Source organism: Jatrophihabitans sp. YIM 134969 (genome assembly GCF_054456675.1).
In genome coordinates this window covers 19055-31709 of the sequence record NZ_JBTJEQ010000054.1, presented here as the reverse complement: position 1 = coordinate 31709, position 12655 = coordinate 19055, and the positions used below count along the sequence as shown (strand labels likewise).

The window sequence follows — 12655 nt, the reverse complement described above, 5'->3', positions numbered from 1 at the left end:
GGTGCGCGCCGCTGCGACCGCCGCCGCCGCGCTACCCGCGGCGGCCACGGGCGACCCGCGCTCCCAGAAGTACTCGAACAGCGCGCACAGCGCCTCGACCATCGGCCGCGACTCGGTGCGCAGGGCCTCGACCCGCAGCGGGTCCAGTTGCAGGGACACCAGCGCGAGGTCGTGGTCGGCGATGGCGAGCTTGACCGGCAGGTCGGCGACCACCCGGGCCTGCTCGCCCTTGCCGGCGAGGGCCTGCGCCTCGTCCCAGGCACCGGGGATCTCGAAGCTCGCGGCGGCGTAGACCGCGCGCCAGCTCACCCCGCGGTCGAGGACGACCGGCTGCAGCGGGTTCTCCGAGGCGGACACGTACGGCGGCCGGTCGAAGGCGAGGAACTGGTCCCGGGCCTGGTGCTGCACCCGGACGTAGGTCGCGGCGACGGCGTCGGGATCGGCCAGCACCACCGTCGCCCCGTTGCCGGTGCCGCGGTGACGCGCGCTCTCGAACAACTCGGCCAACACCGGCACCTGCGCCCGGACCCGGTCCAGCTGTTCGCTGTGGCGGTCGGCGAGCGAGCGCAGCGCGACGCGGGGGTCCACCGGCGCGAACGTCGAGTCACCGCCGGCGAGCGCGGCCACCAGCCCGGCCGCGCGCAACTGGGCGGCGCTCGCCGCGACCGGGTTCGGGTCCTCGCCGAGTTCCTCGGCCAGTTGCGCGACCGTGGCCACCCCCGAGCGCACCAGCAGCCGGTACAGCCGTTCGGCGTCGGGGTCGATGCCCAGCAGACCGAGCATCGGTTCGGTCACCGGCTCAACGCCGCTTCTCCGCGGCCCGCGTCGCGGCCCGGCCGATGATGAGCTGCTGGATCTGCGAGGTGCCCTCGTAGATGCGGAACAGCCGCGCGTCGCGGTACAGCCGCTCGACCGCCACGCCGCGCATGTAGCCCATGCCGCCGTGGACCTGCACCGCGCGGTCGGCCGCGCGGCCGACGGCCTCGGACGCGAAGTACTTGCAGACGCTGGGGTCCTCGCGTCGACCGGTGCCGGCGTCGATCTCTGCGGCACACCGGCGGACCATCGCCTCGGCGGCGTAGAGATCGGTCGCGGTGTCGGCGATCAACGCCTGGATCAGCTGGTGGTCCGCGATCCGGCTGCCGCCCTGCTTCCGGTCCAGGGCGAAGGCGGTGGTCTCGTCCAGCAGGCGCCGGATCATCCCGACGCAGATGGCGGCGACTCCCAGTCGCCCCCGGGCGACCGACGCCATCGCGATGCGGTAGCCGTCGTCGCCGCCGATGCGGGCGTCGGCGTCGAGGCGCACGCCGTTGAGGTACACCTCGGCGGTGATGCTGCCGCCCTGGCCCATCTTGACGTCCTTGGGCCCGATGCCGACGCCGGGCGTGTCGGTCGGGACGGCGAAGACCCCGATCGGACCAGGGTTCGCGTCCTCGTCGACGGTGCGGGCGAACACCATGACGACGTCGGCCGCGGGTGCGTTCGTGATCCAGCGTTTGGTGCCGTCCAGCACCCAGCCGTCACCGTCGCGTCGCGCGGTGGTGGTGAGCGAGGACGGGTCGGACCCGGCCTCGGGTTCGGTGAGGCCGAAGCTCGCGATGATCTCCCCCGCGGCGATACCCGGCAGCCACCGCTTCTTCTGCTCCTCGGTGCCGGTCTCGACGAGGATCTGGCCGGCGAGTCCGTTGTTGGTCCCGAACATCGACCGGAACGCCGGAGCGGCGTAGCAGACGGTCATGACGAGCTCGACCTCCTGCGCCATCGTCAGGCCCAGGCCGCCGTACTCCTCGGGCAGCGCGAAGCCGAACAGCCCCATCGCGGCCGCCTGCTCCTTGAGCACCGCTGGCATGACGTCCTGCTCGTCGAGTTCGGTCTCGCGCGGGATCACCTCCTGCCGCACGAACCGGTCGATCTCCGCGAGCACCTGGGTGAGGTCGGCGTCGTCCACGCCGCCCATCATCCCCGTGAACCACCGCCGCGGTACGGGAAGATCCGTGCTGTGGGAGACATCGCCGCGACCTACGCCGACCGCTCGGTCATCGCCCGGTTGGCCGCCGCCCTGCTCGCCGTGCAGGCCTGGTCCGCCCGCACGGGCGTCACCGACCCGGCGGCCGAGCAGCTGCAGGGCGTGCTGTGGGCGTTTCCCACCGTCGGCGGACCGACGTTCGGGCCGTGGCACGACCGGTACGAGACCGATCCGCTGCGACGCGACATCGCGGGTCTCGAGGCGGGTGAGCCGGTCGAGGCGGTCGCCCGTGTCCAGCGGGCCGCGACGGCCGCCGGCGTGTCACCCGCGCCGCTGCTCTCCGGGCTGCTGCACGCGAGCGGGATCGTGGGCGACAACCTGTTCGCGGCCGTCGACCACACCCGCACCCTCGAACACCTCCACGCCGTCGAGGTGCTGGTCGCCCGCGACGGCGTGGATCTCGTGCCGGCGTCGACCTTCCCCGACCAGGCGGCCACCGACTTCCACGGCTGGGGGAACCCGGTGGATCCCGCGACCGTGGAGCGGTGGCGCGCCCGGACCGTCTAGTCCGCCGTGCCGTGCGGGGTGGCGGTGGTGGTGAACCCGGTTCGGGCGGGCGCCGCCACCGGTGAGGCCGCGTTGGTGGTGCGCACCGCGACCAGGCCACCGGCGAGGGCCGGGACGACGAACGACGTCGCGATCACGCCGTCGGCGTTGGCCCGCACGACCGCGAGGACCACGGACGAACCGTTGCCGGCTGCACCGATCAGCGAGACGTCCTGGTTCGGGCGGTAGCCCGAACCCTGCGCCGACACCGTCTCACCGGGCGTGGCCGTGGTCGACGACAGCACCAACGTCGAGCGCACCGTCGAGGGACCGGCCGCGGCCGGGTCGACGACGGAGAACGCCGACGTGACCGGCCGCTGGGACTTCGCCCCGGTCGCGGTCAGCGCGTAGGTGCCGGCCGCCGTCCGGCTCGGCACCGTGAGGGTCGCCGCGATCCGCCCCTGGGCATCGGCCGTGACCGTGGTCGTCGCGGTGATCGGGGTGGACAGGGCCACCGTGACCTTCTCCGAGGGCGTGAACCCGATCCCGGTGGCCGTGAGCCTCGCACCCGGCGAGACCGTCGACGGTGAGACCGCGACCGCCTGCTGGGCGGGATCGCGCACCACGACCCGGAACGCCTTCGTGGTGCTGGACGCACCGTCGCTGACCGTGACGTGCACGGTGTAGGTGCCCGCCTCCCGCCAGGTGTGCGAGCCGGTGATCCTGGCGACCCCGGCCGTGACCGTCACGGTCGCGTCGGCGGTCACGGACTCGTCACCCCACTGCACCCGGGCGGTGCGCGGGCCCTCGGCCCCACCGGTCGCCCGGCCGAGCGTCAGCGCGGTGCCGACCCCGGTGGTGGCCTTCGCCGGCTGGCTCGGGGTCAGCTGCAGCGGCGCCGTCGGCGTGCCGTTGTCGGCGATGGCGAACAGGTGGACCCGGAGGTCACCCGCGTCGCCCGGCTGGTCCGGCATCGTGACGCCGGTGAGGGTCTCGCCCGCCGGCAACGCGATGGACGGTCCTGCGAACAGGTAGGGCTTGGCACCGTCCTTGCTGCCGTGGTTGAGGCGGTAGGCCGAGGCCGCGACCGACGTGAAGCCGTCGGGCACGGGGGATCCGCCGCCGCCGAGGGTCCAGTCCGGGAAGTCCATCGCGACCTCCTGGCTGGTGCCGTCGCTGAAGCGCAGCGTGGCGGTCGTGGTGTTCGTCCCCTGCGTTCCGGCGCCCACGAACGCGATCTGCGTGGCGTCGTCCGGCACCGTGACGGGCACGGTCTGGCCGTTGCCCGCGGCGTTGTCGGGCTGGCCCGCGGCGACGGCCGGGAGCACGAAGTGCAGGTCACCGCCGGGGACGTCGATGGTCGTGCCCTGCACCGCGCCGGCCGCGGCGAGCGCCTGACGCGAGTAGCTGTACCCGACGCCGTCGCAGTCGACGGCCACACCGTCGTCGGCGATGCAGACACTGTCGAAGCCCGCGACGATCCCGCTGGTGGCGGCGATCGCGACGCTGACACCGACCTCGGCCGTCACCGTGCGCTGCCCGTTCGACACCGTCACCGCCACCCGGTACCAGCCGGGCTCGTCGTAGGTGTGCGAACCGGCGACGGCGTAGGTGTCGAGCTGGCCCGGAGTGAGGGTGCCGCCCGAGGTGCGGCCGTCACCCCAGTCGATCGTGGCCGTGTACGCCGAGGCCGGGCGACCGGCCGCGCCGAGGAAGGTCGCGAGCGTCGCACTGGTGGGCGAGCCGACCCGGGCCGTCAGGGACTGCGTCGTCGGTGTGATCGCGAGCGTGTTCGTGCCCGAGGACCCCGGCGCCACCAGCAGTTCGACCTCCGACAGCGAGGTCGTGCCGGTGCTGTTCAGCAGGAGCCGGTACATCCGGTAGGCGCCCGGGTGGGCGACGGTGAACGGCCGTGTCTGGTTACGCCACCGGAACTCCTGCGCGGTCCGGGTGTCGACCGTGGTCCAGGTGCGTCCGTCCTGCGACGCCTGCACCGTCCACCCGGTCGGGTCGCCCGCGGCCGTCCCCGAGGTCAGCGTGTACATGTCGACCCGTTGCGACGTGCCGCGGGTCTTCCAGGTCAGGGCCGGGACGGCGCCACTGAACGTGGCTTGGGTGGCCTGGTCGTCGTCGGTGAGCGCGCTGACGTCCTGTCCGTTGCTGGCCTTGAAGCTGCCGACGCCGGGAGTCGTCGCGTCCTCGTCCGGACGCGGCGGGGTGGCACCGGTGGTGGGCGAGGTCGGCACGTCCTTGCTGCCGGTCCCCCACGCCGAGGGCTTCGCACCCATGGTGAAGTCGAGGCGGGCGTTGCCGGCCAGGTCCTGCGTCGTGACCGAGGTCGACGAGTGGGCCTTGCCGTTGACCTGCAGCGACTGCACGTAGATGTTGCGGTCGCTGTTGCCGTCCGCCGTGATCGTGAGGTCACCGTTGCTGCGGTGCACGGTCGCGCTGGTGAACAGCGGGCTGCCGATCACCCAGTTCGGCGAACCGGATTGCAGCGGGTAGATGCCCAGCGATGAGAGCACGTACCAGGACGACATCTCGCCGTTGTCCTCGTCGCCGGGGTAACCCTGGCCGATCTCGCTGCCGACGTAGAGCCGCTGCAGGATCTCGCGGACCTTGGCCTGCGTCTTGTACGGCTGCTGCACGTAGTCGTACATGTACGGGATGTGGTGCGAGGGCTGGTTGCTGTGGCCGTACTGGCCCATGCGCACCGCGCGGGCCTCGAGCATCTCGTGGATGACCCCGCCGTACCCGCCGGGCTTGTCGGCGAGCTCGGGGGTGGAGAAGAACTGGTCGAGCTTGGTCGCCAGCGCGGCCCGGCCGCCGTAGAGGTCGGCCAGACCCTGGCCGTCCTGCGGCGCGTGGAAGGCGAAGTTCCACCCGTCGGTCTCGGTGTAGACGCCACCCCACGACTCGGGGTCGTAGTCGGCCTTGCTCTGGTTCCAGGAACCGTCGGCGTCGCGACCCTGGAAGAATCCGATGGACGGGTCGAACAGGTTGACGTACTGCCCGGCCCGATCGGCCAGGTACGCCGCGTCGTCCTTCAGTTCCTGACGCCGTGCCGACGGGGTACGCGGGTCCGCCGCCAGGGCGGTCGCCATCTGCGCGAGCCCGGCGTCGTTGATGTCGCCCTCGAGCTGCCAGGACACCGACTCCGAGGTCGAGGTGTCCGTGTACTTCTGGAAGATCGAGGTCGCGAGGCCCTTGCGGCCCACGCCGCTCTGGGTCGGCATCGTCGTCGCGTTCTTCATCGCGGCGTCGAACGTGGCCAGCGGGTCCTTCAGCGGGACACCGCGCAGGTAGGCGCCGGCGAACGCGACGTCACTGCTGGTCCCGGTCATGAGGTCGGCGTAGCCCGGTGAGGACCACCGGGCGATCCACCCGCCGTCGCGGTACTGCTGGGTGAAGCCGTCGACCAGGTCGGCCGCGACCTCCGGGTACAGCAGGGAGTAGGCGGGCCAGACGGTCCGGTACGTGTCCCAGAAACCGTTGTTGACGTAGACCTTCCCGCGCTTCACGGTGGCGGAGGTACGGGTGTCGGACGCGGGGCCGGTCATGGGCAGCACCGGGCTCGCGTACTGGTACGCCGGCGCCGCGGCGGTGCCGGTGTTCTCGAACTGCGAGTTGGGGTACAGGTTCAACCGGTAGAGGCTGCCGTAGAGGGTGCGCAGCTGGTCGTCGGTGGCGCCGCCGACCGTGACCACTCCGAGCCGCTGCTGCCAGGCCGTGGTGGCCGCCTGCCGCACGTCGTCGAAGCTGCGGCCGGTGAGCTCGAGCTTCGCGTTCCTGCGCGCCTGGTCGAGACCGATGAACGAGGTCGCCATACGCAGCTCGACGGTCTTGGTGTCGAACGTTGCATACTGCGACGACGGCGCGTTGGCACCGGCGGCCGTCCCTTGGGCCACGGGCTTGGCCGAGAACGTGCCGGCGAAGAACATCCGGCTGCGGCCGGCCGAGAGGCCGCTGCCGTTGTCGACCCAACCGGTCACCGTGCCCGCGGCGGGGTCGACGGTGAACTTCCCGTTCTGGTCGACGGTGTCGAACACCAGCGAGCCGGTGGTCGCGGGGAACGTGAACCGCATGGCGTAGCCGTGGTCCGTGGGCGTCATCTCGGTCGTGAGGCCGTTCTGGAACCCGACCCGGTAGTAGTCGGGTTGCGCGGTCTCGTCGGCGTGGCTGAACGCCAGCGCGCGACCGGACGGGCTGCCCGTCGGGGTCGCCGACGCCGACGGCATCACCGAGAGCTGGTTGCGGTCACCCATCCAGGGACTGGGCTCGTGCGAGACCGAGAACCCCTGCAGCGTCGGCAGGTTCTGGTCGTTGTTGGCCTGCTGGTAGTAGTACTCCCAGCTGTTGGACGAGGCGTCGGTGACCGGCGTGAGGAACGTGAACCCGTTCGGCACCGCGGTGATCGGCAGGTTGTTCCCGCGCGAGAACGAGCCCGAGGCGTTCGTGCCGCGCCGGGTGTCGACGACGTGCGTGAGCGTCGAGGTGTCCAGCGTGGGCGGTGCCGGGTCGATCGCGATGTCGTCGACCCAGCCGCCGAAGGCGGTCCCGACCGTGCCGGTGGGGTCGTCGTAGGCGAGCAGCACGCGGTCGATGGTCTTGCCGGCGGCGACGGCGCCGAGGTCGCTCGACTCCCGGTTCCACTGGTCGGCGTAGAGGATCTTGCCCTGTCCCTGCCTGGCAGCGGTGAGACCGATGCCGTGCTGGTCGACCGGGCCCAGCTGCGAGAGGTAGGTGCCGTCGGTGAAGTGCAGGTCGATCGCGGCGAAGGTCGACGGGTACGTGGGGTCGTCGTCGGTGTACGCCGGGATGATGGTGTACCGCAGCTGCGTCTTCGGTCCCACCGTGACGGCGAGCCCGTCCTGGATGACGTTGGTCTCGTACACGCGCCCGGTGGCGGTCTGACGCCCGGCGTAGCGGTACGCGTGCAGGCCGGTGAAGCCCGCCTGCTCCTTGATGTTCAGGCCCTCGGTCGGGCCGTCGCCGGTGGCCGTGACCATCGGGCCGGGGCCGGCCGCGGCGCCCGCGGCGGTGAGGTCGAGGTCCGCGAGCTGCAGGACCCGACCGGCGTGCGGTGCCGTGACCGCGAGTCGGTACCAGCCGTAGCTCGCGGGCTTCGCGATGCCGAAGGTCGCCCGCTGACCCCGCTTCGCGAACGTCTGGTCGCGGCGGGTGTCGAGGGTGGTGAACGTGGTGCCGTCGGTCGAACCCGAGAGCGTCCACGCGGCCGGGTCCCGGTCCGGGGCGTCGGCGGCCGAGGTCAGTGCGTAGCCGCTCACGGCCGTAGGTGTGGTCAACCGGTAGGTGACGCTCGCCGAAGGCACGAGCGCCTGCCAGCGGGTCGCCGGGTCGGCGTCGGTCAGGGCGCTCGGCCCGCCTGCGGCCCCGTTGCTCGCCGAGGCGGTCACCGCGGTGGCGGGCGAGACCACGCTCGTGGCGGCGGGGTCGGTCGGCCCGCTGATCCCCCGGCGGACACGGTTGCCGTCGGCGCCGGTCTCGACCTGGGTCGAGACGGCTGCCGGGTCCGAGGACTCGAACGAGGTGGCGAAGGAGCCGGGTGCGGCGGCCGCGGCCGGTGCCGGGCTCGCGGCGACCAGGCCGGCGACGAGCACCGCGGGGACGGCGAGCGCGACGGCGCTGAGGCCGCCGAGACGTCGGGAGCTGTGGGGGTCGGACGGGGACATGCGTGGTTCCTCTCGCGGGACGGCGCCACGGTGCGCGCGTCCGGTGACCTTGTCCGGGTTTGACAGCGTTGTCAAGATTCGCCCAGGATGAGCCCGTGACCCGGACCGAACGGCCGCGGCCGACCATGGCCGACGTCGCACGCCTCGCCGGCGTCAGCCTGAAGACGGCCTCCCGGGTGCTCAACGGCGAGCCGCACGTCGCCCACGCCACCGCGGCCAAGGTCCAGACCGCCGCGGACGAGCTCGGTTTCCGTCCCAACGTCATCGCGCGGGAACTGCGTCTGGGCGCTCGTTCCAGCACCGTCGGGTTGGTCATCGGCGACGTCGCGAACCCCTTCTACGCCCGCCTGGCCCGTGGCGTCGAGCGTCGCCTGCGCGCCGAGGGTCTGCAGCTGGTGACCGCCTCGAGCGACGAGGACCCGGCGTCGGAGCGGGCCTTGACCACCGAGATGCTGGAACGACGCGTCCGCGCCCTGCTGCTGGTCACGTGTCTGCCCGACCACGCGCACCTCGAACACGAGCGACGCCTCGGTGTCCCGGTCGCGTTCCTCGACCGACCGCCCCGTGGCCTCGACGCCGACGTCGTTGCACTGGACAACGAAGGTGGCGCCCGCCGGGCCGCCGAGCACCTGCTCGCCCACGGTCACCACCGGATCGGGTTGGTCGGCGACCTCTCACGGCTGCCGACCCACCGTGAACGCGTCGCGGGCTTCTCGGCGGCCATGACCGCCGCCGGCGTCGCCGACTGGGAACGGCTGGTGCGCACCGATTCCCACGACAGCGACGCCGCCGGACAAGCCGTCCGAGACCTGTTGGCCCAACCCGATCCGCCGACCGCGTTGTTCACCACCAACAACCGCATCACGGTCGGCGCGTTGCGCGCGCTCGCGGACGTCGCGTCGCCGCCGGCGCTGGTGGGCTTCGACGACTTCGAACTCGCCGACCTGCTGGGCGTCACCGTGGTGGCGCACAAACCCGAGGAGATGGGTCGGCTCGGCGCCGAGGTGCTCATCGCCCGGCTCGACGGCGCGGAGAACGCCGCCGCCACCACCCGTCTGCCCGTCCACCTCGTGCCCCGAGGTTCGGGCGAACGCCCACCCCGCTGACCTGCAGTTCCCGACGATCCGCCGTCCTCGACAACGCTGTCACCGCAAAGGATCCCGCTGATGCCCCGCACCCTCCTCCCCGCTGCTCTCGCCGTCCTCGCGCTCGGCGCGGCCACCGTCACCGGTGTCGCCGTCTCGACACCCGCGTCCGCCGCCCCCGCCGCCGACCCCCTCTCGCTGGTCAACCCGTTCATCGGGACCGAGAACTTCGGCAACACGTTCCCCGGTGCCAGTGCGCCGTTCGGCATGGTGCAGGTCAGCCCCGACACCGGCGGGCAGGGCGGGTACGACCACTCCGCCTCCCGCCTCTACGGCTTCAGTCAGACCCACCTGTCCGGGGTCGGCTGCGGGGTCGTGGGCGAACTGCCGGTCATGCCGACGACCGGTGCCGTGACCTCCACGGACGTCAACACCTACGGCTCGGACTTCTCGCACGACGACGAGCAGGCGACGCCGGGCTACTACCGGGTCGGGCTCTCCTCGTACGGCATCGACGCGGAGCTGACCGCGACCGACCGCACCGGGTGGCAGCGGTACACGTTCCCGGCCGGCGGCCAGCACAACGTCCTGTTCAACACCGGCAAGGCCAACATGCCCGTGCTGGACAGCGACATCCGGATCGTCGACGACCACACGCTCGAGGGCAAGGTCCACGACGGCGGCTTCTGCGCCGGCCACGACGACCACACCGTGTACTTCACGGCGACGTTCGACCAGCCGTTCACCGCGACCGGCACGTGGGCGGGCGGGGAGCTCACTCCCGGCTCCCGCGCGGTGGCCAACGGCGCCGGTGACCGCGGCGCGTGGGTGACGTTCCCCGGCGCGACCACACAGGTCACGGTGAAGGTGGCCTTGTCGTACACGGGAATCGCCGGCGCGCGGAAGAACCTCGCGACGGAGACCGGAACCGGGTTCGACTTCGACGCGACGCGGGCGGCCCTGACCGACCGGTGGCGGAAGCAACTCGCCCTGGCCACGGTCACCGGCGGCTCTCGTGACCGTCAGATCGCGTACTACTCGGCGCTCTACCACGCGATGCTGCACCCGAACCTGTCCGGCGACGTCGACGGGAAGTACTTCGGCTTCGACCGGAAGGTGCACACGGCGAAGGACTACACGCCGCGCGCCAACTTCTCGTTGTGGGACACCTACCGCACGCAGAACCAGCTGCTCGAACTGCTCGCACCGTCGGTCGCGCGCGACAACGCCCTGTCCCTGCTGGCGATCGGCCGTGAGGGCGGGTGGCTGCCGCGGTGGGCGCTGGCCGACAGCGAGACCAACATCATGACCGGCGACCCGGTGACGCCGACGCTCGTCGAACTGTGGTCGAAGGGGTTCCTCGCCGGCCACGAGGCCGAGGCGTACGGGATGTTGGAGAAGTACGCGACCCAACTGCCGCCGGCTGATTCGCAGTACAACGGCCGCGCGGGCGTCGCGTACTACGACAAGCTCGGCTACATCCCGTTCGGGCTCGAACGCGGGGTCGACTGCCCCGATCACGGCGGTGACAACGACTGTGCGCACCCGGCGTCGGCGACGTTGGAGTACTCGGCGGCGGACGCCGCGCTCTCGACAATGGCGGCCGCGCTCGGTCACCGCGCCGACGCGACGATGTTCGCCGAGCGGGGCCGGTGGTACCGCAACCTGTGGGACGGCCGGATCCAGCAGTTCCGTCCGCGTCTCGCCGACGGCACCTTCCTCTCCCCGTACGACCCGGTGAGCGGTGACACCGCCTTCCACGAGAGCGGCGCGAACCAGTACACCTGGTTGGTACCGCAGGACATGGGCGGTCTGGTGACGCTGCTCGGTGGTCGGAAGGCCGCAGCGGCTCGGCTCGACACGTTCTTCGCGTACCCCTCGCTGCTCACCGATCCGGCGGACACCGCGCGCACCGCCTGGATCAGCTCGCCGTACGACTACTACGGCAAGGCGACGTACAACCCGAACAACGAACCCGACCTGCTCGCGCCCTACGCCTACCTCTGGGCGGGGCAGCCGGCCAAGACGGCGACCGTCGTCCGAGCCGCCTACACCCTGTTCACGACCGGGCCGGACGGCATGACCGGCAACGACGACCTCGGCGAGATGTCCGCGTGGTACGTCATGAGCTCGCTCGGCATCTACCCGACGATGAGCGGCTCCAACCAGTTCGTCCTGTCCTCGCCGCAGTTCCCGTCGGCGAACGTGACCATCGGCGCGGCCGGGAGCCGGCAGGGTGGGCGGTTGGTCGTCACCGCGCCGGGGGTGAGCGACACGGCCCGGTACGTCACCTCGGCCACGGTCAACGGCACGGCGACCACGCACGGTTGGGTGGGTTGGAACGCCCTCAAGCACGGCGGGTCGCTCGCCTACACGGTGTCGGAGCAGCCGTCGGCGTGGGCGACCGCGCCGTCCGACGTCCCGCCGTCGGTCGACGCCACCGCCACCGACGACCGGGTGCGCCTGTCCGCGACCGTCGACTCCGCCGCCGCCCCCACCGGTGCCCGTTCCGTCGTGGTCACGGCCCGGATCGTGGGTCAGTTCCCGGACTTCCGGGTGGTGCGGCAGAACACGACCCTGCCCGACGGGTGGTCGGCCTCGCCCGCCTCGAAGCTGACGGTCATGCGGTCGTCCGGTCTCCCGATCGGCGTGGACATCCCCGTCACGATCGGCATCCCGGCGAAGACCCCCGCCGGCACGTACCGGGTCGGGTTCACCTGGCAGACCTCGGGCACGGGCGTCGTCGAGGCCACCGCGACCGTCACGCTGTCGGACGTCGCCTGCGCGACGACCGGTGCACAATGCAGCGTTCCGCTGGCGTACGACGTCGACGGCACCGCGACGGTCGAGGCTCCCGACCAGGGGAACTTCGACGGCGGCGGCTGGAGCTACGACGCCGCGCTGCTGCCGGCCGCCGGTCCGACCACCGTGGCCGGCACCCGCTTCCTCGCACCGGACTCCACCGGCACCGCGCGCAACTTCCTCACCGCGCGCGGACAGCAGCTGGCGTTGCCGGCGGGTCGGTACACGTCGCTCGCCGTGATCGGCGCCGCGCACGGCGGTGACGTGTCGTCGTCGGTCGTCGTCACCTACACCGACGGCACCAGCGCCACCGTCCCGTTCGCGCTGTCGGACTGGGCGTCGTCGAACCCGCTCGCCGGCAACACGGCCGCCATCGCCATGGACCACCGCATCAAGGCGGGCCAGGGCGTCGACGGCCCGCCGGTCAACCTCTGGCGCGCCAACGTCGGCCTCGACGCCGCGAAGAAGGTGCAGGCGATCGCCCTGCCCAACTCCTCCGGCGCCGAGATCTGGGCGATGACGCTCGTCGCCTGACCGCCGGGGAACCCCCACCGTGAGAACCC

6 protein-coding genes are annotated in these 12655 nt (G+C 72.0%); 3 read left to right on the top strand and 3 right to left on the bottom strand.

Translation table 11 applies throughout. The annotated features are described in order from the left end of the window. Both ACXR2U_RS20795 and ACXR2U_RS20790 read right to left on the bottom strand, forming a co-directional pair. Positions 1 to 795 (bottom strand): TrmB family transcriptional regulator (locus ACXR2U_RS20795; RefSeq protein ID WP_458826998.1); only part of this gene is annotated, 795 nt, incomplete at its 3' end. A 4-nt stretch (positions 796 to 799) separates the two neighbouring features. Next, entirely contained in the window at positions 800 to 1948 is a 1149-nt protein-coding gene (locus tag ACXR2U_RS20790) for an acyl-CoA dehydrogenase family protein (RefSeq protein ID WP_458826997.1), read from the bottom strand. Positions 1949 to 1999: 51 nt separating this feature from the next. Between ACXR2U_RS20790 and ACXR2U_RS20785 the strand changes: the two genes are divergently transcribed. Further along, positions 2000 to 2533, top strand: coding sequence for a hypothetical protein (locus ACXR2U_RS20785; protein WP_458826996.1), 534 nt, complete (start codon positions 2000 to 2002; stop codon positions 2531 to 2533). On the opposite strand, the gene ACXR2U_RS20780 is transcribed toward ACXR2U_RS20785, so the two are convergent. After that, positions 2530 to 8205: a GH92 family glycosyl hydrolase gene (locus ACXR2U_RS20780; RefSeq protein WP_458826995.1), complete on the bottom strand. Its 5676-nt coding sequence runs from the start codon at positions 8203 to 8205 to the stop codon at positions 2530 to 2532. The genes ACXR2U_RS20785 and ACXR2U_RS20780 overlap by 4 nt on opposite strands. Positions 8206 to 8300: 95 nt before the next feature. On the opposite strand from ACXR2U_RS20780, the gene ACXR2U_RS20775 reads away from it, so the two are divergent. Further along, a complete protein-coding gene (locus tag ACXR2U_RS20775) occupies positions 8301 to 9311 on the top strand; it encodes a LacI family DNA-binding transcriptional regulator (RefSeq protein WP_458826994.1) in 1011 nt (336 codons plus the stop codon). 60 nt (positions 9312 to 9371) lie between these two features. After that, positions 9372 to 12626, top strand: coding sequence for a GH92 family glycosyl hydrolase (locus ACXR2U_RS20770; protein WP_458826993.1), 3255 nt, complete (start codon positions 9372 to 9374; stop codon positions 12624 to 12626). Positions 12627 to 12655 lie beyond the last annotated feature (29 nt).

What these genes read in the sequence shown, in the direction of transcription:
- ACXR2U_RS20780 (WP_458826995.1), bottom strand. Translation starts at nt 8,205, where the DNA reads ATGTCCCCGTCCGACCCCCACAGCTCCCGACGTCTCGGCGGCCTCAGC.
- ACXR2U_RS20770 (WP_458826993.1), top strand. Translation starts at nt 9,372, where the DNA reads ATGCCCCGCACCCTCCTCCCCGCTGCTCTCGCCGTCCTCGCGCTCGGC.